The sequence below is a fragment of the Thermus brevis genome (genome assembly GCF_026427635.1).
Lineage (GTDB): Bacteria > Deinococcota > Deinococci > Deinococcales > Thermaceae > Thermus > Thermus antranikianii.
This window is the reverse complement of record NZ_CP102606.1, coordinates 2,300,502-2,322,135: the sequence shown is the minus strand read 5'-3', so window position 1 is coordinate 2,322,135 and position 21,634 is coordinate 2,300,502. Positions and strand designations below refer to the sequence as shown.

At 64.1% G+C, this 21,634-nt stretch carries 21 protein-coding genes and 3 tRNA genes; 15 read left to right on the top strand and 9 right to left on the bottom strand.

Features of this window, described 5'->3' with window-relative positions:
* The first annotated feature begins 8 nt into the window (after positions 1 to 8).
* The 3 genes from KQ693_RS12485 to KQ693_RS12475 are packed head-to-tail and all read left to right on the top strand — an operon-like array spanning position 9 to position 2,898.
* Complete coding sequence (locus KQ693_RS12485) at positions 9 to 1,730, top strand: FAD-dependent oxidoreductase (RefSeq protein ID WP_267261501.1); 1,722 nt, start codon at positions 9 to 11, stop codon at positions 1,728 to 1,730.
* A gap of 9 nt (positions 1,731 to 1,739) precedes the next feature.
* The gene (locus KQ693_RS12480) at positions 1,740 to 2,234 is read left to right on the top strand and encodes a hypothetical protein (RefSeq protein ID WP_267261500.1); all 495 of its coding nucleotides are present in this window, start codon (positions 1,740 to 1,742) and stop codon (positions 2,232 to 2,234) included.
* A gap of 25 nt (positions 2,235 to 2,259) precedes the next feature.
* On the top strand, positions 2,260 to 2,898 hold the full coding sequence (locus tag KQ693_RS12475) for a TetR/AcrR family transcriptional regulator (protein ID WP_267261499.1): 639 nt from the start codon (positions 2,260 to 2,262) through the stop codon (positions 2,896 to 2,898).
* On the opposite strand, the gene uvrA is transcribed toward KQ693_RS12475, so the two are convergent.
* Positions 2,895 to 5,753, bottom strand: coding sequence for an excinuclease ABC subunit UvrA (gene uvrA, locus KQ693_RS12470; protein ID WP_219759052.1), 2,859 nt, complete (start codon positions 5,751 to 5,753; stop codon positions 2,895 to 2,897). The genes KQ693_RS12475 and uvrA overlap by 4 nt on opposite strands.
* Positions 5,754 to 5,828: 75 nt before the next feature.
* Here uvrA and KQ693_RS12465 point away from each other — a divergent pair, with 75 nt between their 5' ends.
* Positions 5,829 to 6,860: an SIS domain-containing protein gene (locus KQ693_RS12465; RefSeq protein ID WP_267261498.1), complete on the top strand. Its 1,032-nt coding sequence runs from the start codon at positions 5,829 to 5,831 to the stop codon at positions 6,858 to 6,860.
* Here KQ693_RS12465 and KQ693_RS12460 read toward each other — a convergent pair.
* Positions 6,857 to 7,186, bottom strand: coding sequence for a tRNA-binding protein (locus KQ693_RS12460; RefSeq protein ID WP_267261497.1), 330 nt, complete (start codon positions 7,184 to 7,186; stop codon positions 6,857 to 6,859). The two genes, KQ693_RS12465 and KQ693_RS12460, sit on opposite strands and share 4 nt — an antisense overlap.
* 82 nt (positions 7,187 to 7,268) lie before the next feature.
* Positions 7,269 to 7,345: transfer RNA gene (locus KQ693_RS12455), tRNA-Ile, on the bottom strand.
* Positions 7,346 to 7,429: 84 nt separating this feature from the next.
* Here KQ693_RS12455 and KQ693_RS12450 point away from each other — a divergent pair.
* A complete protein-coding gene (locus tag KQ693_RS12450) occupies positions 7,430 to 7,621 on the top strand; it encodes a YgaP family membrane protein (protein ID WP_015717852.1) in 192 nt (63 codons plus the stop codon).
* A gap of 72 nt (positions 7,622 to 7,693) precedes the next feature.
* Entirely contained in the window at positions 7,694 to 8,218 is a 525-nt protein-coding gene (locus tag KQ693_RS12445) for a ribonuclease FAU-1 family protein (protein ID WP_267261496.1), read from the top strand.
* On the opposite strand, the gene KQ693_RS12440 is transcribed toward KQ693_RS12445, so the two are convergent.
* The 4 genes from KQ693_RS12440 to KQ693_RS12425 form a co-directional block, all read right to left on the bottom strand.
* Positions 8,215 to 9,234 carry a hypothetical protein gene (locus tag KQ693_RS12440; protein WP_267261495.1) on the bottom strand — a complete coding sequence of 340 codons (1,020 nt, stop codon included), beginning with the start codon at positions 9,232 to 9,234 and terminating at the stop codon, positions 8,215 to 8,217. The genes KQ693_RS12445 and KQ693_RS12440 overlap by 4 nt on opposite strands.
* 3 nt (positions 9,235 to 9,237) lie before the next feature.
* Complete coding sequence (locus tag KQ693_RS12435; protein ID WP_028494538.1) at positions 9,238 to 9,786, bottom strand: LabA-like NYN domain-containing protein; 549 nt, start codon at positions 9,784 to 9,786, stop codon at positions 9,238 to 9,240.
* 68 nt (positions 9,787 to 9,854) lie between these two features.
* Positions 9,855 to 10,862 (bottom strand): NAD(P)/FAD-dependent oxidoreductase, encoded by a 1,008-nt coding sequence (locus tag KQ693_RS12430; RefSeq protein ID WP_267261494.1) that lies wholly within the window; start codon positions 10,860 to 10,862, stop codon positions 9,855 to 9,857.
* 151 nt (positions 10,863 to 11,013) lie between these two features.
* Positions 11,014 to 12,045 (bottom strand): zinc-binding dehydrogenase, encoded by a 1,032-nt coding sequence (locus KQ693_RS12425; RefSeq protein ID WP_267261493.1) that lies wholly within the window; start codon positions 12,043 to 12,045, stop codon positions 11,014 to 11,016.
* Positions 12,046 to 12,176: 131 nt separating this feature from the next.
* Between KQ693_RS12425 and KQ693_RS12420 the strand changes: the two genes are divergently transcribed.
* From KQ693_RS12420 to ttuA, 9 genes are all read left to right on the top strand, one after another.
* Positions 12,177 to 13,928: an ABC transporter substrate-binding protein gene (locus KQ693_RS12420; protein ID WP_267261492.1), complete on the top strand. Its 1,752-nt coding sequence runs from the start codon at positions 12,177 to 12,179 to the stop codon at positions 13,926 to 13,928.
* A 55-nt stretch (positions 13,929 to 13,983) separates the two neighbouring features.
* Positions 13,984 to 14,967: an ABC transporter permease gene (locus KQ693_RS12415; RefSeq protein WP_105317957.1), complete on the top strand. Its 984-nt coding sequence runs from the start codon at positions 13,984 to 13,986 to the stop codon at positions 14,965 to 14,967.
* A gap of 9 nt (positions 14,968 to 14,976) precedes the next feature.
* On the top strand, positions 14,977 to 16,335 hold the full coding sequence (locus KQ693_RS12410; protein ID WP_267261491.1) for an ABC transporter permease: 1,359 nt from the start codon (positions 14,977 to 14,979) through the stop codon (positions 16,333 to 16,335).
* Between the two features lie 72 nt (positions 16,336 to 16,407).
* Positions 16,408 to 17,427 (top strand): ABC transporter ATP-binding protein, encoded by a 1,020-nt coding sequence (locus KQ693_RS12405; RefSeq protein WP_267261490.1) that lies wholly within the window; start codon positions 16,408 to 16,410, stop codon positions 17,425 to 17,427.
* Positions 17,424 to 18,407, top strand: coding sequence for an ABC transporter ATP-binding protein (locus tag KQ693_RS12400; RefSeq protein ID WP_267261489.1), 984 nt, complete (start codon positions 17,424 to 17,426; stop codon positions 18,405 to 18,407). Before KQ693_RS12405 ends, KQ693_RS12400 begins: the two co-directional genes overlap by 4 nt.
* A 48-nt stretch (positions 18,408 to 18,455) precedes the next feature.
* Complete coding sequence (locus KQ693_RS12395; protein ID WP_105317953.1) at positions 18,456 to 19,082, top strand: CBS and ACT domain-containing protein; 627 nt, start codon at positions 18,456 to 18,458, stop codon at positions 19,080 to 19,082.
* Entirely contained in the window at positions 19,076 to 20,203 is a 1,128-nt protein-coding gene (locus tag KQ693_RS12390) for an acetoin utilization protein AcuC (RefSeq protein WP_267261488.1), read from the top strand. The genes KQ693_RS12395 and KQ693_RS12390 overlap by 7 nt, the downstream gene beginning before the upstream one ends.
* Positions 20,204 to 20,207: 4 nt before the next feature.
* Positions 20,208 to 20,429 carry a sulfur carrier protein ThiS gene (locus KQ693_RS12385; RefSeq protein ID WP_267261487.1) on the top strand — a complete coding sequence of 74 codons (222 nt, stop codon included), beginning with the start codon at positions 20,208 to 20,210 and terminating at the stop codon, positions 20,427 to 20,429.
* Positions 20,419 to 21,384 carry a tRNA-5-methyluridine(54) 2-sulfurtransferase gene (gene ttuA, locus KQ693_RS12380; RefSeq protein WP_267261486.1) on the top strand — a complete coding sequence of 322 codons (966 nt, stop codon included), beginning with the start codon at positions 20,419 to 20,421 and terminating at the stop codon, positions 21,382 to 21,384. Before KQ693_RS12385 ends, ttuA begins: the two co-directional genes overlap by 11 nt.
* Positions 21,385 to 21,416: 32 nt before the next feature.
* On the opposite strand, the gene KQ693_RS12375 is transcribed toward ttuA, so the two are convergent.
* A tRNA-Val gene (locus KQ693_RS12375) sits at positions 21,417 to 21,493 on the bottom strand.
* A 6-nt stretch (positions 21,494 to 21,499) separates the two neighbouring features.
* Positions 21,500 to 21,574, bottom strand: a tRNA-Cys gene (locus KQ693_RS12370).
* Positions 21,575 to 21,634 lie beyond the last annotated feature (60 nt).

Below are 21,634 nucleotides of genomic sequence, written 5' to 3'. Positions count from 1 at the left end.
TCGCCAAGATGCTTACCGCCTTGCGCATCTTCTTTCCCTTTATCCTCTCCCTGGGCTTGGCCTACGCCCAGTACGACCTGGTGGTCTACGGGGCCACCCCCCAAGGGGTGACGGCAGCGGTGGCCGCAGCCCAGGAGGGCCTTAGGGTCCTCCTCCTGGAACCCGGGCGGGGGGTAGGAGGGGTTCTCACCCAAGGGTGGCTGGCCACCCTGGACCTGGCCAAGGACCGGGAGGGCCTTCTCCAGGGAGGGCTTTTTCGTGACTTCTACCGCCGTATCGGGCAGGAGGCTTCCTTTGATGTGAAGCGGGCGGAGGAAGCCCTGTGGGCCATGCTCCGGGAGGCGGGGGTGGAGGTCCGGTTGCAGGTGCCCCTGGACCGGGTGGAGGTGGAGGCAAGCCGCCTGACCCTGGTGGCGATCCCCGAGGGCCCCGTTCAGGCTCCCTACTTCGTGGATGCCACCGATACCGCGGAACTCGCCTTTCGCGCCGGGGCCAGCTTCACCCAGGGGAGGGAGGACACGGGTCTGGACCAGAGGAGCATGGCGGCCACCTTGGTCTTCCGGTTGGAGGGGGTTCCCTGGGGTGCCGTCTTTCTGGCCCTCAACTACGAGGGCCAGGTGCAGCGTACGGGGGCAGGGGCCTGGGGGAGGAGCGGCTGGGGTTTTGGAAGTCTGGTGCGGGGTTACCTACCCTCCGATCCCAGCCGCTATGCCCTCCGGGGCTTGAACCTGGCCCGCCAGGACGATGGGAGCCTGCTGGTCAATGCCCTTCTCCTCTTCGGGGTGGAGGGGGCGGATCCTTTGAGCCTGGAGCGCATGCGCCTGGAAGCGGCCTTCGAGGCCGAGCGAGTGGTGGCCTACCTGCGGGAGAAGGATCCCCTCCTCTTTGGCACCGCTCGCCTGGCCGGGGTGGCCCCTAGCCTCTACATCCGGGAAAGCCGCCACCTGAAGGCCCTTTACCGCCTTAAGGCTGATGAGGTCCTCCTGGGCCGGACCTTTCCCGACGCCGTGGCCCTGGGGGGGTACCCCCTGGACGGCCAGGCCTACTTCCCGGGGGAAACCCCTTACCTTTTGGGTACCCCGGCACCCTACGGGGTGCCCTTCCGGAGCCTGGTGCCCCAGGAGTTGAGAAACCTCCTGGTGGTTTCCCAGGCGGCGGGGTTTGACAGCGTGGCCGCCTTTTCCGCCCGGGTGGTTCCCTTGCAGATGGCCTTGGGGGAGGCGGCAGGGGTGGCGGTGGCCCTCCTGCGGAAGGCCCCGCAAGCAGGGCTTATGAAGGTGCCCCTGGCGGATTTTCACGAGCTGGCCGCAAGCGGGCAGGCCCTCGAGGCCCTGCGCAAGCGGCTTGCCCAAAGGGGGGCCAGGCTTTCCTCCCCCGAGGGAGGCCGGGTGGAGGCGGAAAGGCCAGGGTACCGGGAGGCGGTGGCCCTCCTGAGGCGGGGGCTCTTCGCCGGACCCTACTACCTGAAAGGCTCCTTGGGCCTTTCTGAACCCATTCTCCTGGGGGACTTTTTGGCCAACCTGGAGCACTACTACCGGGCAGAAGGGCCTGAGGAGCGCCTCAGGGTGGTACTGAAGGCCAGGGAGCTTTTCCGGGAGGAACTGCAAAAGCCCTTGAAGCGGTTCACCCTGAACCAGCTCCTGCAGGCGCTGGGGGAGGGCAAGCTTTCGGGTGCCGATCCCGTGACCCGGGGGGAGGCGGCGCTTCTCCTCTACCGGCTTCTGCCATAATGGTCTAAAGTGCTAGCCATCTTGCTCCTCCCTGAGTTCTCCGAGCTGGAGGCGGCCCTAGCCCTCGAGGCGGCCAAGCGCCTGGGGCTTCCCGCCTATACCGTGGCCAAGGGCCGCAAGGGAACCCCGGCCCTGGCGGGCTCGATCTGGACCCCCACCTACGCCTTCCCCGCGGCCCCGCCCCCGGAAGCCCTCCTCATCCCCGGGGCCAAAAGGCCAGGCCGGATGGCCCGGGATCCCTCCTATGTGGCCTTCGTGGAGGAGGTATGGGAGGGGTTGGAGGCAGTGTTTCTGGGCTTCAACGCCCATCTCTTCCTGGCCGAGGTGGGCAGGCTTCCTTCCCGGGTGGCGGCCCCAGGGGAGGTGGCCCAGGCCTTGGCCAAGCAGGGCTACCAGGTGGCGGATGGTTCCTTCCACCGGGAGGCCAAGGTCTATACCACCCTGGGGGGGTTATCCCTGCTTAAGGCTTTAGAGGATTGGGCGCAAAAAGCGATTGAACTTTAAGTTTATACAGTAGTACACTACCCCCATGACCGTGAGGGAGTATCAGAAAAAGCGGCGCCGGGAGCGCATCTTCCAGGCAGCCATGGCCCTTTTCCGTCAGCAGGGTTTCCGGGAAACCACCGCCACCGATATCGCCAAGGCCGCCCACGTGTCCCGGGGTACCTTCTTCAACTACTACCCCTATAAGGAAGCCGTGCTCCTGGAGTACGGGAGCCTGCTTCTGGCGGACCTCAGAGAGGAGGTAAGGCGGCGCCTGGCCCAGGAAGAGGATCCCATGGCCCTCCTCCGCTTCCTCTTCCAGAGGCTTGCCGCCTTTACCCAGGCGGAGAAGGACCTTCTTTTGCCCCTTCTCTACGAGCTTCTAAACCCCGATCCGGTCCGGGCCAAGGCCGCCTTCCTGGCCCTGCCTTTGGGGGACTTGATCGCCGAGGTCCTGAAGCCCTTGCGGGAAAAGGGGGTGGTGCGGCAGGACCTTTCCCTGGAGCGCATGGGCCGCACCTTGGCCGACCTTTACTTCCTCGCCGCCTTGCGCTGGGCGGCCTATACCCCTAACCGGGATTTCGGGGAGGAGGTGGAGAAATCCCTGTCCTTGGCCCTGGAAGGGATTCTGGCCCGGAGCCAGCCCGCCCAGGTTTCCAGGAAATCCGCCAAAGCCAAGGCTTAGTCCGCGGCCACCTTCAGCCGCTCGGCGATCTCGGGGATTCTGGCCAAAAAGACCCCTGTGGGGCTACCCGTGAGGGCCACCTCCTCCGGGGTACCCTCGGCCACGATCTCCCCGCCCCGGTCGCCCCCCTCGGGGCCCAGGTCAATCACCCAGTCTGCGGTCTTCACCACGTCCAGGTTGTGCTCGATGACCACCACGGTGTTGCCGGCGTCCACCAGGCGATGGAGCACGTTGAGAAGCTTGGCCACGTCGTCAAAGTGAAGGCCGGTGGTGGGCTCGTCCAGGATGTAGAGGGTGCGGCCCGTGGCCTTGCGGCCCAGCTCCGTGGCCAGCTTGATCCTCTGGGCCTCGCCTCCGGAAAGGGTGGGGGAGGGCTGGCCCAGGCGCATGTAGCCCAGGCCCACGTCCACCATGAGCTGGAGCTTGCGGGCGATGGTGGGAACGTTCTGGAAAAACTCCAGGGCTTCCTCGGCGGTCATGTCCAGGACGTCGGCGATGCTCTTGCCCCTTAGCTTCACCTCGAGGGTCTCCTTGTTGTAGCGCTTGCCTTTGCACACCTCGCAGGGCACGTAGAGGTCGGGCAAAAAGAGCATCTCGATCTTCACCGTGCCGTCGCCCCCGCAGGCCTCGCACCGCCCCCCCTTCACGTTGAAGGAGAAGCGGCCTGGACCATACCCCCTCTTCCTGGCCTCCGGGGTCTTGGCAAAGAGGTCGCGGATCTCGTCAAAGATCCCGGTGTAGGTGGCGGGGTTGGAGCGAGGGGTGCGGCCGATGGGGGACTGGTCGATCTCGATCACCTTGTCCAGGTGCTCCACCCCCTCCAGGAATTCGTAGGCTCCAGGGGTGGTCTTAGCCCGCATGAGCTTTTGGGCCAAGGCGGCGTAGAGGACATCGTGGATCAGGGTGCTCTTTCCCGAACCGGAGGGCCCGGTCACCGCCACGAAGCGGCCCAGGGGGATTTTCAAGGTGATGTTTTTCAGGTTGTGCTCCCGGGCTCCCTTAAGCACCAGCCACTTGCCGTTCCCCTTCCTGCGCTCCCTGGGCACGGGGATTCGCTTTTCCCCCCTTAAGTAGGCCCCGGTAAGGCTTTCCTTGCTTTTAAGGATCTCCTCCAGGGGTCCTTGGGCCACCACCTCTCCCCCGTGGATGCCGGCCCCCGGTCCCATGTCCACGATCCAGTCCGCGGCCCGCATGGTTTCCTCGTCGTGCTCCACCACGATCAAGGTGTTCCCAAGCCCCTGGAGGCGCTTCAGGGTTTGGATGAGGCGCTGGTTGTCCTTGGGGTGGAGGCCGATGCTGGGTTCGTCCAGCACGTAAAGCACCCCGGTGAGGCCGCTTCCCACCTGGGTGGCCAGGCGGATCCGCTGGGCCTCCCCTCCGGAGAGGGTGTTGGCGGCTCGGTCCAGGGTGAGGTAGTCCAGCCCCACCCCCACCAGGAAGCCCAGCCTCTCCACGATCTCCCGCAGGATGGGGCGGGCAATCTGAGCCTGGAAGGGGGAGAGATGGGCCTCGAGGTTCCGGAAAAACTCCAGGGCCTCGCGAACGGGCAGGGCCGAAACCTCGGCGATGTTCTTGTCCGCTACCCTTACGGAGAGCACTTCCTTCTTGTAGCGGGTGCCGCCGCACACCGGGCAGGGCTTCTGCGACATGAAGCCTTCCAGGACCTCCTTGACCCCTTCGGACTCCGCCTCCTGGTACCGCTTCTGCAGCCAGGGAATGACCCCCTCGTAGTGGACCTCCACCCGGAAGGTTTCCTTGCCTCCCCGGCGGAAGACCACCTCAAAGGGCTCGGGAAGCCCGTAGAGCACGGCCTGCTGGGCCTCCTCCGGCAGGTCCTTGAAGGGGGTTTTGAGGTCGAAGCCCATGTGTTCCGCCAAGGCCCGGAGCCGGTCCCAGAGGTAGCTTCGCCCCGTGTCCCGCCCCCGGGCCCAGGGCAGGATGGCCCCCTCGGCCAGGGAGAGTTCGGGGTTCACGATGAGCTCAGGGTCAAACTCCTGCTTGTAACCCAGACCCGAGCAGGCAGGGCAGGCCCCATAGGGGGCGTTGAAGGAGAAGATGCGGGGCTCGAGCTCCTCCAGGACGCTTCCGTGCTCGGGACAGGCGAACTTCTCGGAGAAAAGCTCCTCCTGGCCGGAATCCGGGTAAAGGACCCGCATGAGTCCCTCGCCCCTAAGGAGGGCGAGCTCCACCGCCTCGGCGATGCGGGGGCGTTCCTCCTCCTTAAGGACCACCCGGTCGATCACCAGGTCAATGTCGTGCTTCTCGTACTTTTCCAGGTTTAGGTTCTGGGCCTCCTCCAGGAGGTAGATGACCCCATCCACCCGCACCCGGGCGTAGCCTTCCTTCATGAGTTGCTGGAAAAGCTTGCGGTACTCCCCCTTCCTCCCCCGCACCAACGGAGCCATGAGGATGGCCCGGGTGCCCGGGGGGTTCTTCAGGAGACGGTCGGTGATCTCGCTGGCGGACTGCTTCTCAATGGGGCGGCCGCACTCCGGGCAGTAGGCGGTGCCGATGCGGGCATAGAGGAGGCGGAGGTAGTCGTGGATCTCCGTCACCGTGCCCACGGTGGAGCGGGGGTTGTGGCTGGTGGTTTTCTGGTCGATGGAGATGGCGGGGGAGAGGCCCTCGATGCTCTCCACCTCGGGCTTGTCCATGACCCCCAGGAACTGGCGGGCGTAGCTGGAGAGGCTTTCCACGTAGCGCCGCTGCCCCTCTGCGTAGATGGTGTCAAAGGCCAGGGTGCTCTTGCCCGAGCCGGAAACCCCGGTGATGACGATGAACTTGCCCCGCGGGAGCTCCAGGCTGATGTTCTTGAGGTTGTGCTCCCGTGCCCCCCGGATGACGATGCGGTCCATCCGTGGAAGTATACCACTACCTTCTGGGAAGGACCAGGTGGCAGGAGGGGGCTTTCCGTGCCCTATAGTGAACCTATGGCCTCTTGGATGCGTACCGAAGCGGAGGAAGCTCCCAAGGTCATAGAGCGCCTCCTTAGGGAGAACGAGGGCGAGGTGAGGAGCCTGGTCCGCTTCCTGAGGAAGCGCCCCCCGGCCCTCACCCTTACCGTGGCCCGGGGGAGTTCCGACCATGCGGCCCTTTTTGCCAAGTACCTCCTCGAGGCCCGATTGGAGTGGCCGGTTCTCTCCTTGGCCCCTTCCGTCCTCACCCTTTACCGGGCCAGGCCCCGGGTGCCTTTTCCCTCCCTTCTTCTCGCCTTTAGCCAAAGCGGGGAAAGCCCTGACCTTTTGGAGGCGGTAAGCGCCTACCGCTCCCAGGGAGCCCTCACCGTGGCCCTGGTGAACCGGGAGGAGAGCCCCCTGGCCCGGATGGCGGAGGTGGTCCTTCCCCTCCATGCCGGGGAGGAGAAGGCGGTGGCCGCCACCAAGAGCTTCCTGGCCATGCTGGCCGCCACCCTCCACCTCCTGGCCCAGCTGGTGGAGGAATCCCGCCTGCGCCAGGTCCTTCCCGGCTTACCCGAGGCCCTGCACCGGGCCTTGGAGGCCTCGGGGGAGCTGGATTACCTGGAGGATGCGGAAAACCTTTTCGTCCTGGGGCGGGGGTTCACGTACCCCGTGGCCCTCGAGGCGGCCTTGAAGCTGAAGGAGGTGGCGGGGCTTCATGCGGAGGGGTTTTCGGCGGCGGAGTTCCTCCACGGTCCCCAGGCCCTTTTGGAGGCTGGCTTTCCAGTGCTGGCCTTGGTGCAAAAGGATGAGGCCTTGGAGGCCCTTCTTTCCACCTTGGAGGGGTTAAAGGCGAAAGGGGCTCATCTTCTCGTTCTCTCCCCGGAACCCGATGCCCTGGCCCTGGCGGATTCTCCCCTGGCGCTTCCCGTGGCCTCCGAGCCCGAGATCACCCCTCTTTTCCTGGCCCAGGCCTTTTATCCCAAGGCGGAGGCCCTGTCCCGGGCCCGGGGCCTGGATCCAGACCGGCCCCGGCACCTCACCAAGGTGACCCGGACCCGCTAGAAGACCCTTTCCCCCAGGGGTACCTCCCGCTCCGCGGTGAGGAGGACCACCCGGCCCTCGGCATCCTTAGCCCCCAGGACCAGCACCTCGGAGGGGAAGCCTGCGATGGAGCGGGTTCCCAGGTTCACCGCGCACACCACCAGGCGGCCCACCAGGTCCTCGGGGCGGTAAAGCTCGGTGATCTGGGCGGAACTCGGTTTGACCCCTAAGGGCCCGAGGTCGATCCAAAGCTTGTAGCTGGGTTTGCGGGCTTTCTCGTGGGGTTCGGCCTTCAAGATGCGGCCGATGCGCAGATCCAGGATTTGAAAGGCTTGCAGGGCCTCCATGGCTAGATTCTGCCAGAGGAAGGGGCTGGTACAAACACGTTTCCCGCCTCTTGAGGAGGCGGGACTTTTACAGATAGGGGGCTGGTGGGCCGTGCAGGACTTGAACCTGCAACCAACCGGTTATGAGCCGGCCGCTCTGACCGATTGAGCTAACGGCCCATGCCAAGGGCTTATTTTAGCACAAGGGAGAACTAAGGCCAAACGTCCCGCCCGCTATGTATACACTAAGGGAGGAGGTGAGCCATGACGGTAAACGAGAGCACCACCGATAGGGTGATTCGCTTTATTCTGGCCCTGGTCCTCTTCTACTTCGCTTTCCAGTCGGCATCCCCCTGGAACTGGATCCTGGGGATCGTGGGGGTGGTCCTCCTCTTCACGGCGGTCACCGGCTTCTGCGCCCTCTACAAGGTCCTGGGCATCAGCACCAAGAAGTAAAGCCGGCTTTGCCCAGCCCTGGACCCCAGGTGAGCTGGGGCGTTGTCTGGCTGAAAGCCGGGCTGGTGGGATATGGATTGGCCGCTTGCCCCTAGGGATCGCGTTCGGGTGGAGTTTTGGAAGTTTCCCGGGGATGTGCTCCACTACTTCTGGGAAGCCCGGGTGGTGGAGGTGAGACCTGAAGGCGTCCTGACCCTTTTGCCGCAGGGCGGGACCTTTCACCACGTGGCCAAGGGGAAGGCGGTGGTGCTGGACCACGATGCCTATGTGGCCTTTTTCCCTGGGGCCTGGTACTCCGGGGGGCCGGATGTGAGGGAGGGCCGGGTGCTGGAGTATTACTGGAACGTGCAGACCCCGGCGGAGTGGACGGGAAGGGGTTTTCGCCAGTACGACCTCGAGCTGGACGTGCGCTGCCAGGCCGACCATACCTGCCAGGTCTTCGACCGGGAGGAGTTTTTGGCCAAGCGCTCCCTTTACCCCAGGCTTTGGGTGGAGGAGGCGGAAAAGGCGGTGGAGGCCATCCTGCACCACATGCGGCAGAGAAGGTGGCCGGTGCTGCCTCCCGGGGAGCCCCTTCCCTGGATGGAACGGATCTAGGGCGTGAGGGTGGGGAGGGAAGAGGGAGCGGGATCCTGTGCTCCAGACCCCCAGGCTTTAAGGGGAATAAGGATGCGCCCCTCGAGGTGCCAGCGTCCTTCCAGGACCACCTGGTAGAGGAGGCCCTTGAAAAAGCCGTGGAAGCTATCCTCCCAGGTTTCCAGGTTCTGTGCCCGCAAGGGGTAGTTGTGCCAGGCGGGGCCCAGGTAGTAGAGCCAGGGGTCATCCAGAAGGCGGGTATCCCCTGGGGGGAGACCGAGAAGGGCGTTGAAGTAGCCTCTAAGCCGGCTTGCGGTGAAGAGGAGGTTGAGGTAGGGATCCTCGAGGGCCTTCCTAGCCTCGGTCTCGGTCTTGGGGAAGGGTCTTGCTGGATCCCAAGCCCCGAAGAGGCGCAGGCGGTCTTGTTGCTTGAGGGCATCCTCCCAGCTCATCTGGGCCAGGCCCAGGGTGCGGCTCAAGGGGGCGTGGCCCTGGACTTCGGCCAGACCTTGGGCTAAGCCATCCGCTGCTTCCCGCACCCCCCTGGAAAGCCCCAAGGCCTTGTCCCCTCCGTACTGCTCGTTATCCACAATGGCGGCCAGCACCCCATAAGGAATGCCGAGGGCAGAGGCGGCGGCGCGGATCTCCCGGGCGTAGGGAAGTACGTGGTGGGGGGCGGTGGGCAGGCCCTCGAGGTCCACCTTCTGGCCCCGCTTGGCCTGGCCGATGGCCTCCACCCAGCGCCTGGCCGCCAGGAGGGCGCTTTTGGCTTCTGGGTATGCAGCGCGCTTACCGGAGCGCTGGTTTTTGAGCTCGAGGCGGAGCAGGCGGTCGTAGGCTCGGGCCGCTTTCTCCCCTAAAAGCAGGTGTAGGCTGGCCTTCAAGCTCAGGTGGAGGCTCACCCAAGCCTCCCGCTCTTCCTTTGGGTAGGGGAGAAGGTCCCTGAGGCTTGGGGAGGGGGGTAGGGTAGGGGGGATGGGAAGGGCCAGGTAGAAAAGGCCCGCTGCCAGCAGCACCAGCCAGGGGCCCGGGGGCATAGGTCAGGACTGGGCGTCTTCCACCGGGGCGGGAGGCACCTCCACCGTGGCCTCCACGGGGTAGCCCGCGTAGGTGCGGCGGCCCCCCAGGGTTCTCTCCAGCACCTCCCGCCACTCGGGGAGGTTTAGGAAGCGGTCCGCCTGGTTGCGGAGCTCGAGGTCCGCCAGCTCGTGCACGCCGAGGAGGTGGATCTCCTTCCCCAGGGCCCTCAGGGCGCTGAAGGTGTGGGCCAGTTCTCCCGAACCGCTGGCCACGATGGCCCGGTCCCAGCGGGGGGCGGTGGTGAGGAGGTCCGTGGCCATCATGGCCTCAAACCGGGCTTCCCCCCGGACCAAGCGGCTTCGCACCGTGTAGCCCATGAAGACCAAGGCGTCGATGAAGCGCTGCTGACGCTCGTCCTCGGGATCGGTGATGGGCACGTAGTAGAAGGCGTTGTAAAGCTGCTCCGGGGTGGCGAACTGGGTCAGGACCCGGCGGTGGTCCACGTTCCAACCGAGGCGCTTGGTGGCCAGGTACATGTAGGATCCGTCAATGAAAAGGGCAACCCGCATATGCCCCCATCTTAGGACAAAGCCAGGCCCCGGGCTACCCCGGGGCCTGTGAGAAGCGGGGAGGAATCTCAGGCCGGTGCTTTCTCCTCGGCCTTTTCCGAGGAGTGGCCAGGGTTCACCTTGAGGGCAGGGTTGGCGTAGGCGGCGGCGTGGTTGGCGGCGATGGCGGCTTCGCCAAAACCCAGCACGATCAGGGGAAGCTTCCCCGGGTAGGTGACGATGTCGCCGCAGGCGTAGACCCCGGGGACGCTGGTGGCCATGGTGGTGTCCACCTTGATCCTGTTCCTTTCCAGCTCCAGCCCCCAGTTGGCCAAGGGCCCCAGCTTGGTGAGGTAGCCCGCCAGGATCAGCACGGCGTCCACCTCTAGTTCCTTTTCCTCCTGGGTCCCGTTGTGGAAGATCACCGCCCTGCGCACCTGGGTATCCCCTTCAATCCGCCGTACCTCGTAGGGGGTGAGCACGGTAAGGCGCCCTTCCTCATGGGCTTTGAAGAGCTCCTTCACGCTAGCCTCGTGGGCCCGGAACTGGGGCCTCCTGTGGATCAGGGTGATCTCCTTAGCGGTGCCCAGAAGGTTCAGGGCCCAGTCTACGGCGCTATCCCCACCTCCCACAATGAGGACCCGCTTGCCCTGGAACTCGGCCTTGGTCTTCACCGCATAGTAGACGCCCTTGCCCTCCAGCTCCTTTTCCCCCGGGGCACCCAGGCGCCTGGGTTCAAAGGCACCCACCCCGGCGGCGACGATCACCGCCTTTGCGGTGTAGGTGTTCCCGGAGGAGGTGGTCACCTTGAAGTGGTCCCCTTCCTTTTCTAGGGTTTCCGCCCGCTCCCCCAGGCTGTAGATGGGGTTGAAGGGAGCCACCTGCTCCACCAACCCCTTCACCAGGTCTTTGGCGTACACCTTGGGAAAGCCCGCCACATCGTAGATGTATTTCTCCGGATACAAAGCGGAAAGTTGCCCCCCAGGCTCGGGCAAGGGGTCGATGAAGCGGAAGGAAAGCCCCCGCATGCCCACGTAGAAGCCCGCAAAAAGCCCAGCGGGGCCCGCGCCAATGATGATCACGTCGGTGTGCTCCATGGCCTCACCTCGCCCTGCATTCTACCCTTAAGGAAACCCTATGGGCGGCGGCTTCCGGTTAGGGACAAAGGTCTTGACCCCATCCTTAATCTTCGCCCTATGGTCCGCCAGCTCGCTATTGAGGTGGGGTCTTGCTCTCGCCTGGAGAGGACTAGTCCACCCGTAGCACTACTTTGCCGAAGATGCGCCGCTCCTCCAGGAGGCGGTGTCCCTCCGCAGCCTCCTCCAAGGAAAGGACCTGCCCCACCACGGGCTTTAGCCTTCCCTGTTCCACGAAGCGCAGGATGGGGAAAAGGCGGCTTTTGGAGCCCATGGTGGAGCCCAGGATGGAAAGTTGCCGGAAGAACACGTGGGCGAAGGGAAGGGTGCCTTCGTATCCCGAGGAAGCCCCTGCGATGGCAATCCTGCCTCCATTGGCGGTGGCCCGGATCACCCCTTCAAAGTAAAGGGCCCCCGTGTGGTCAACCACCTTGTCGGCGCCTTTCCCGCCGGTTAGGCGGCGCACCTCCTTGGGCCAGTCGGGGTGGGTGTAGTTCACGGTTTCATCGGCTCCCAGCTCCTTGGCCTTCCTGAGCTTTTCCTCCGAGCCTGCGGTGGCGATGACCCGAGCCCCGAAGAGCTTGGCGATCTGAATGGCGGCCACACTCACTCCACTACCCGCCGCCATGACCAGAACATCCTCGCCAGGCCGCACCTGGAGTTTGTCCACCACCATCTGCCAGGCGGTGAGGAAGGTCAGGGGGATGGCAGCGGCCTCTTCAAAGGAAAGGTTTGGTGGCTTCTTGAGGAGGTTCACCTCGGGTACCACCAGGTACTCGGCGTAAGCTCCAAAGCGGTGTTCGCCCAGTATCTCGTATTTGGGGCAGAGGTTATCCTCTCCCGCCAGGCACCGCTCGCAGTGGCCACAGGAAAGGCCGGGGTTGACCACCACCTCGTCCCCGGGGACAAAGCCCGTTACCCCAGGCCCAACTGCGTCCACCACCCCCGAGGCATCGGCTCCCAGGATGTGGGGTAAGGGAAGCTTGGGGCTGGCCACTCCCTTGCGAACCCAGATGTCCAGGTGGTTGAGGGCTGCGGCTTCGACGCGGATCCTTACTTCCTTGGGACCGGGTTCAGGGGTGGGCACTTCGGCTACCTTTAAGACCTCTGGACCCCCTCGAGCCTCCATGACCACTGCTTTCATCACCACCTCCTTATGGAGGGGATTTTTCCACGTGCTGGCAACGGGGTCAAGCTAAAGGGGTAGCACCCTTGACAGAGTCCAGAATAACCGGGTACCCTGTCCAGCGTAAGGCAGCAGAGGAGGCAGACGATATGAGAAGAGCCTTGGCAGTTTTGGTGGGCCTTATAGCCCTGGCAGGAGTGGCCAGCGCCCAGACTTTTGTCTGGCCGCAGAAGTGGACGGTGGCCAAGCCCTCCGAGGTCAAGAGGGGCGGTACCCTGCGGGCGGCGGTTATTTCCGACTACCGCACCTTTAACCCCTTTATCACCGCAGAGGCAGGGAACGTTCCGGAGATCATCTCCGGGGCCAGGGGTTTGGTGACCCGGGATCCCACCACCGGGGATTGGATTCCTTACATGGCTGAGTCCTGGACTGTCAGCCCCAACAAGCTGGAGATCACCTTCAAGATCCGCAGGGGCATGAAGTGGTCCGATGGCAAGCCCATCACCGCCGATGACTGGATCATGACCTGGCGCATCCACACGGATAAGGCGGTAGGGTCCAACAGCTACGACTCCTTCTTCATCGACGGCAAGCCCATCACCCTTAAGAAGATTGACGACTACACCATCCGCTTCATCTACCCCAAGACGGATGCGGAAGCCTTTGCCGTGGCCAGCTTTGAGCCCTGGCCAGCCCACATCTTTGGGCCTGTCTACCAGAAGGACGGGGCCGAGGGCATCAAGAAGATGTGGACCTTGAACGAGAAGCCGGAAAACATCGTTTCCGGCGGGCCCTGGCTCATCGAAAGCTACCGCCCGGGTGAGCGCCTGGTCCTGAAGCGCAACCCGGCCTTTGGGGAGTGGAACAAGGACGAGGCGGGGAATCCCTTGCCCTACTTGGACCGGTACGAGATCAAGATCGTTAAGGATACCAACGCCCAGCTGGCGGAGTTCCTGGCGGGGAACATCGACCTCATGGCCCCTGCCACCGTGGACCACATCTCCCAGATCCGCCAGGCCATCCAGCAGGGTCGCCTGGACGCCACCATCAAGGTAAACGCTTCCCCGGTGGCCAGCAGCCAGTTCATGGTCTTCAACTGGAACAAGGCCTCGGATCCCTTCAAGCAAAACCTCTTCCGCTCCGACAAGTTCCGTCGGGCCATGAGCCACATCGTGAACCGCCAGGCGGTGATCGACATCGTCTACGGCGGCCTGGGCACCCCCATGTACAGCAGCGTCTACCCGGTGCTCACCCAGTGGGTGAACCCCAAGGTGCCCAAGTACGAGTACAACCTGCAGCAGGCGGCCAAACTCCTGGCGGAGCTGGGCTTCACCAAGAAGGATAAGGACGGTTACCTGGTAGACTCCAAGGGCCGGAGGCTTGAGTTCAACCTTTCTACCAATGCCGGGAACGCCCAGCGGGAGCAGATCGCCAAGCTCATCGTGGACGAGGCCAAAAAGGTGGGGGTGAAGGTGAACTTCACCGCCATTGACTTCAACACTCTGGTGGGCCAGCTCCTGTCCTCTGGCCCTGACCGGCCCTTTGACGCCATCATCATCGGCCTCACCGGCGGCGGTCTGGACTGGCCCTTTGGTTCCAACGTGGTGCCCTGCAAGGGCAACCTGCACATGTGGAACAAGTCGGGCCAGTGCTTGGATCCCAGGGAAACCCAGCTGGATGCCCTTTACTCCCGTGGCCGCACCGAGCTTGACTTCAAGAAGCGGGTGGAGATCGGCTACCGTATGCAAGAGATTGAGGCTCAGCTCCTTCCGGTCATCTACATCGCCGGGCCCAACTACCACCCCGCCTGGAACAACCGCCTGGGTGGGGAGCACCCCGATGCCATCATCAGCAGCATCTGGGGCCAGCGGGAGCTGGAGCTGACCTTCATCAAGAAATGAGCTAGCCGTAGGGTATCCCCGGGGTCTATCGGCCCCGGGGATACTTTGGGAAGCCATGACCGCATACATCCTTCGCCGTATCCTGTACCTGATCCCCACCTTCTTCGGGGCTACCTTCCTGGCCTTCCTCATCATCCAGCTGGCCCCGGGGGATTACCTGACCCAGCTGGAACTGGATCCCAAGATAACCCCGGAGACCATCGCCCGCCTTAGGGCCCAGTTCGGCCTGGATCGCCCCATCTACGAGCAGTACCTTCTTTGGATGGATAACCTGTTGCACCTGAACCTGGGATATTCCTTTGCCTATCAGGCACCGGTGCTGGAGGTGATCTGGCCTCGAGTGGTGAACTCCATGGTGATCGTCATCCCTTCCACCCTTCTACTGTACTTGGTAGCCATTCCCATCGGGGTCTACGGGGCGGTGCGCCAGTACTCCTTGGGGGACAGGATCCTTTCCTTTCTGGCGTATATCGGGCTTTCCGTGCCCAGCTTTTTCCTGGCGCTCATCGCCATCTACGTGCTTCTCCAGATCAAGTTCCGCACGGGTACCCTTATCTTTCCGGTTTCCGGCATGACCAGCAGCGGCTTTGAGCAGATGCCGCCCTTGCGCCAGATCCTGGACATCGCCTGGCATGCGGTGGTGCCCGTGCTGGTGGCCACCGCCAACGATATCGCCGGGCTTTCCCGCCTTATGCGGGGACAGATGCTGGAGGTCCTATCCCAGGACTATATCCGCACGGCCCGGGCAAAGGGCTTGGCTGAGCGGGTGGTCCTTTACAAGCATGCCTTTCGCAACGCGGTGATTCCCTTTGTGGCCACCTTGGGTGGGCTTCTTCCCAGCTTGATCTCGGGAGCGGGGTTCGTGGAGGTGGTTATGGCCTGGCCGGGTATTACCCCCTTTTTCCTGGACGCTATCGCCAACCAGGACCTTTACGTGATCGCCGGTTTTCTCACGGTGAGCCTGGTCCTCTTGATGATCGGCAACCTCATCTCCGATCTCCTCCTGGCCTGGGTGGACCCCAGGATCCGCTACGAATAGGGGTGATTTGTGGAACGCCTTTCGTCTTCTCCCACCCGAACCCAGCTGGTGTTGCGCCAGTTTCGCAAGCACCGCCTGGCGGTCTGGGGCGGGCGCATTCTTATGGTGCTTTACCTGATGGCCGCCTTCGCCGGGTTTTTCAGCCCCTACGATCCCAACTACTATGAGCTCTATCCCCCCAAGGGGAACCACCCGCCCACGCGGGTCCACTTTGTGGACCCCGAGACGGGAAGGCTCAGTCGGCCTTTTGTCTACGCCACCAAACGCAGCATTGATCCGGTAACCCTCCAGCCCCGTTACGAGGAGGATCCATCGCAGGGCAAGTTCTACCTGCGCTTTTTCGTGCGAACCCCCGACCAGCCCTACACCGTCTTCAAGGTGTTCCGCTCCGACCTCAGGCTCTTTGGGGTGGATCCCCCGGGGCGCATCTTCCTGATGGGTACGGATAACTTTGGCCGGGACCTCTTCAGCCGGATCGTCTACGGGGGGCAGGTATCCCTTACCATCGGTATCCTTTCCGCCTTGGTTTCTTTCGCCCTGGGGCTCTTGCTGGGGGGCATCGCCGGCTACTTTTCGGGGCGGCCCTTTGCCCTTTCCCTCCCCCCTCGAGCCTGGCGCGGGTGGAGCGGGGCGCTTGGGCTTGTGGGCCTTCTTCTCTGGCTGGCTGTGGCCGCTGGCGTTCTTTTCTTAGCCTGGTCCTTTGTGCGGCTCAGCCCCGGCAAGGGTGTCCTTTCCCTTGTGGTGGATGGGTTCGTCCTGGTCCTGGGTTTGGGGGGGGCCCTTCTTATCCTGTGGAAGGTTTTCCGGGAGCCCTTAAGGCTCGATCCTGACGACCTCATCATGCGCACCGTGGAGATCATCGCCGCCATCCCCAGCCTTTTCCTCCTCATCTCCTTGAGGGCGGTGTTTCCCACCAACATCGATCCCCTCTTCACCTTTTACCTGGTGGTGGGGCTTTTGGGTTTCATCGGCTGGGGGGGGTTGGCCCGGGTGGTGCGGGGGATCGTCCTCTCCGTGCGGGAGATGGACTACGTGCAGGCGGCCAGGGCCTTGGGGGCTTCGGATGGGCGCATCATCGCCCGCCATATCCTGCCTGCCACCGCCAGCTACGTGATCGTGAGCCTTTCCCTGACCATTCCCGGCTTCATCCTGGGGGAAAGTGGGCTTTCCTTCCTGGGGCTTGGGGTCACGGAGCCCTACACCAGCTGGGGCCTTCTCCTGCAGGCGGCCCAGCAGGGGGGGTTTGCCTCCTTCACCGATCGCCCCTGGGTGCTATGGCCCGGGTTCTTCATCTTCCTTTCCGTGCTGTCCTGGAACTTCCTGGGCGATGGCCTGCGGGATGCCTTGGATCCCAGGCGGAGGCAGTAGGCTCTTCTCTTTTGACCTAGTATGGCGTATAACGGATGAGGTGTTTAGACGGCAGTGCCCAAAGGAGTACGCATGGACGAAAAGCGGTTACTGGAGGTGAGAGACCTTAAAGTCCACTTCTTCACCGATGACGGGGTGGTGAAGGCGGTGGACGGGGTTTCCTTCCATGTGGACAAAGGGGAAACCCTGGCGGTGGTGGGGGAGTCGGGTTCCGGGAAGAGCGTGACGGCCCTCTCCATCATGCGGCTCATTCCCACGCCTCCGGGTAGGATCGTGGCCGGGGAGATCCTTTTCCGCGGCAAGGATGGGGAGCTCCGGGACCTGACCAAGCTATCTGAGGTGGAGATGCGGAGGATCAGGGGCAATGACATCGCCATGATCTTCCAGGAGCCCATGACCTCCTTAAACCCCGTGTACACGGTGGGGGACCAGATCGCCGAGGCCATCATGCTCCACCAGGGGAAAAGCCGCAAAGAGGCCATGGAGCTGGCGGCCCACATGCTGGACCTGGTGGGGATTCCCGAGCCCAAGAAGCGGCTTGCCAACTACCCCCACCAGATGTCCGGAGGGATGCGGCAAAGGGTGATGATCGCCATGGCCCTTTCCTGCAATCCCTCCCTCCTGATCGCTGACGAGCCCACCACGGCTTTGGACGTGACCATCCAGGCCCAGATCCTGGAGCTCATGAAGAAGCTCCAGGAGGAGATCGGTATGAGCATCCTCTTCATCACCCACAATCTGGGGGTGGTGGCGGAGATGGCGGACCGGGTGGTGGTGATGTATGCGGGGCGGGCGGTGGAGGAGGCGGACGTGGTGCCCCTTTTCAAAGAGCCCCTGCACCCCTACACCCGGGGGCTTCTGCACTCTGTGCCCCGGCTGGACCTGGCGGCGGAGCGGAGGGAGCGCCTCGAGGCCATCCCCGGCAATGTGCCCAACCCCTTGTACCTGCCCCCGGGATGCGCCTTCCACCCCCGGTGCAAGCACTACGTGGAGGGCCTTTGCGACCGGGAGGTGCCACCCCTGGAGGACACGGGTGACGGCCGCCAGGTGCGGTGCGTGCGCTGGCGGGAGATCCGGGAGGTGCGGGCATGAGGGAAAATCATGTCCTCCTGGAAATCCGGGACCTTAAGAAGCACTTCCCCATCCGCGGCGGGATCCTTTCCCGGGTGGTGGGGAGCGTGAAGGCGGTGGACGGGGTTTCCTTTGCCATTAAGAAAGGGGAGGTCCTGGGCCTGGTGGGGGAGTCGGGAAGCGGTAAGACCACGGTGGGCCGGACCCTGCTCCGCCTCATCGAGCCCACGGGGGGGCGTATCCTCTTTGATGGACAGGACATCACGGACCTGCCCAAGGACAAACTCCGCCCCTACCGCCGCCGGATGCAGATCATCTTCCAGGATCCCTTCAGCTCCTTGAACCCCCGCATGACCGTGGGGGACATCATCGCCGAGCCCCTCATCATCCACGGGATCGGCAAGACGCCCCAGGAACGCACGGAAAGGGTAGCGGAGCTTCTTAAGCTGGTGGGGCTTTCCCCGGACCACATGCGCCGCTACCCCCATGAGTTCTCGGGTGGCCAGAGGCAAAGGATCGGCATCGCCCGCGCCCTTGCGGTGGCCCCGGACTTCATCGTGGCCGACGAGCCGGTTTCCGCTCTGGATGTGTCCATCCAGGCCCAGGTGGTGAACCTCCTCCAGGACCTTAAGGAGGAGCTGGGCCTGACCCTCCTCTTCATCGCCCACGACCTGGCGGTGGTGGAGTACATCTCCGACCGGGTGGCGGTGATGTACCTGGGCAAGGTGATGGAGGTTGCCTCCTCGAAGGAGCTCTACCGCAATCCCAAGCACCCCTACACCGAGGCCCTGCTCTCGGCGGTACCCATCCCCGACCCCACAGTGAAGCGGGAGAGGATCGTCCTCCAGGGGGATATTCCCTCGCCCATCAATCCACCCTCCGGATGCGTGTTCCGCACCCGCTGCCGCTACGCCCTCCCCGAGTGCGCCCAGGTGGTGCCGGAGCTTAAGGAGGTGGCCCCCGGCCACTATAAGGCCTGCATCCGGGACGACATCTTGTAGGTTTTGGGGACAAGGCCCCGGCGGGATCCGCCGGGGTATACTTTTTTCATGTTGGTCCAAGACGTGATGCGCTTCCCCGTGATCACGGTGGAGCCCGGGGTGACCCTCGAGGAGGCCTACCGCCTCCTTTTGGAGAAGGGCATCCGTCACCTGCCGGTGATGGAGGAGGGAAGGCTGGTGGGGATCATCACCGACCGGGATATCCGCCTGGCCACCAGCCACCTAAACCCCAAGGGGCCTTGCCCTGGGTGCGCCCGCGTGGCGGAGGTGATGACCCAGGAGGTGGTCACCGCCCACCCTCTGGATCCCGTGGAAGAGGCCGCCCGGGTGATGCGGGAAAGGAAGATCGGCTGCCTGCCCGTGCTGGAGGATGGCGCTTTGGTGGGGATCGTCACGGGGATTGACCTTCTGGACGCGCTCCTTAAGCTCACCGGGGTCACGGAGCCCTCGGGCCGCCTCGAGGTTCGCCTCCCCGACCGCGTGGGGGAACTGGCCCGGCTCACGGGGTTTTTGGCGGGCCGGGGGATCAACATCCACTCCCTCCTCTCGTATCCAGAGGATGGGGATAGGGTGCGGGCGGTGGTGCGGGTGAATACCTTGGAAACCCACCTTCTTGCGGAGGGGCTACGCCAGGAGGGGTTTGAGGTGCTCTGGCCCCCCAAGAAGCCATGGTGATCTACCGGGACGAGTACCGCCTGTACAACTTCGGTCCCAGCCACCCCTTCAGCCCGGTGCGCCTGGAGATGCTCACCTCTCTTCTTCAAGCCCTGGGGGTGTGGCGTGAACCCCTGGTTCCAGGAGAGGCCACCCGGGAGGACGTGCTTTCCGTGCATTCCGAGCGCTTGGTGAAGCGGGTGGAGGCGGCAAGCCGGGGGGAGAGCGTGCCCGATTTGGAGCATTACGGCTTGGGCACGGGGGACACCCCGGTCTTTCCCGGCATGGACCGGGCAGCCAGGATCCTGGTGGGGGGCACCCTGGAGGGTGCCCGGCGGATCCTGGCCGGGGAGAAGCGGGTGCTCCAGCTGGGCGGGGGTCTACATCACGCCCAGTATGACCGCTCCAGCGGCTTTTGCGTGTACAACGACCTATCCGTGGCCATCCGCCACCTGACCCGCGCTGGGCTTCGCGTGGCCTACTTGGATATAGACGTCCACCATGGGGATGGGGTGCAGTGGATCCACTACGAGGAAAAGGAGGTCCTGACCCTGAGCCTCCACGAGTCGGGGCGGTACCTTTTCCCCGGAACGGGCCACGTGCACGAGATCGGGCGGGGAGAGGGGGTGGGGAGGAAGCTCAACTTGCCCCTGGAGCCCTTCACCGAGGACGAAAGCTACCTGGAGGTCTTTGAGGCCCTGGTGCCCTGGGCTCTTGGGGCCTTCCGCCCGGATGTGCTGGTGGTGCAGGCAGGGGCCGATGCCCACTTCTTGGACCCCCTGGCCGACCTTCTCCTCACCACGCGGGCCTATGCCCGCATCTTTCCCCTCATCCTGGAGTACGCCGAGGCCTATGCAGGGGGGAGGGTGCTTATCACCCTGGGGGGTGGGTACAGCCTGGACGCCACCGTGCGGGTCTGGGCCCTCCTCTACCACGTCTTCCATGGCCTTCCCCTTCCCGAGCGCCTGCCGGAGGAGTGGCTTCGGGAGTGGGAGGCGAGGCTCGGCAAACCCCTTACCCCCACCCTGCACGATCCCGAAGCGCCTTACCCGGAGATTCCCAGGAGGCAGGAGATAGAGAAGCGGAACCGCCTTACCCTGGAAAGGCTCACGGAGTTGGTGCACCCCCACCTGGTACACTAGCGGGATGAAGCTGGTGTTGCGCCTTCCCGAGCGCAAGGAGGTGGAGGTAAAAGGGGATAGGCCCCTAAAGGAGATCCTCCTGGAGCTGGGCTTGAACCCGGAAACGGTGGTGGTGATCCGGGGGGAGGAGCTCCTCACCCTGGACGAGAGGGTGGGGGAAGGGGAAACCCTCGAGGTCCTTTCCGCCGTTTCCGGGGGGTGGGGTGAAAGCGGCCATGGTGTGTAAGGTTTGCGGCGAGAAGGCCCAGGTGGAGCTCCGGAGCAGGGGCTTTTCCCTGTGCAAGGAGCACTACCTGGAGTGGTTTGTCAAGGAAACCGAGCGGGCCATCCGCCGCCACAGGATGCTCCAACCGGGCGAGCGGGTTTTGGTGGCGGTTTCCGGGGGTAAGGATTCCCTGGCCCTTTGGGATGTGCTTTGGCGCTTAGGTTACCAGGCGGTGGGGCTTCACCTGCAGCTCGGAATCGGGGCTTACTCGGAAAGGAGCCTTGAGGTTACGCAAAGCTTTGCCCAGGACCGGGGCCTCGAGCTTTGGGTGGTGGACCTGCGCCAGGCCTATGGCTTTGGTGTTCCGGAGCTGGCGGAGCTTTCGGGGCGCGTGGCCTGTTCCGCCTGCGGCCTTTCCAAGCGGTACATCATCAACCAGGTGGCGGTGGAGGGGAGCTTTAGGGTGGTGGCCACCGGCCACAACCTGGATGACGAGGCGGCGGTCCTCTTCGGCAACCTCCTGAACCCCCAGGAGGACGCCCTGGTCCGCCAGGGGCCGGTGCTTCCCGAAAAGCCGGGCCTGGCCGCCCGGGTCAAGCCTTTCTTCCGCTTCAGCGAGCGGGAGGTCCTCTCCTACACCCTCCTGAGGGGGATCCGTTACCTGCACGAGGAGTGCCCCAACGCCAAGGGGGCCAAGAGCCTCCTTTACAAGGAGGCCCTGAATTTGGTGGAGCGGGAGATGCCCGGGGCCAAGCTGCGCTTCCTGGAGGGTTTTCTGGAGAGGATCCAGCCTCGTCTGCAGGCGGCCGAGGAGGTGCAGCTGCGGGAGTGCGAGCGCTGCGGCTACCCCACCACGGGGGCGGTGTGTTCCTTCTGCCGCATGTGGGATGCGGTGTACCGCCGGGCCAAGAAGCGGCGCCTTCTCCCGGAGGAGGCCGAGTTCCACCCCCTGGCGCCGGTGGCGCGCCCGGGGTGAGAAAATCCCCCGGGGCTGGCCCCGGGGGTTCTTGGTGGGCGCGAGTGGACTTGAACCACCGACCCCTACCGTGTCAAGGTAGTGCTCTGGCCACCTGAGCTACGCGCCCATGCTTTGGAGGCGCCGGCCGGATTCGAACCGGCGAATGGAGGTTTTGCAGACCTCTGCCTTACCACTTGGCTACGGCGCCAAGCCGTAAGTCAGGATAGCACGCTGGGAAAAAGGCTGTCAAGAAAGCCCCTTCCTGAAG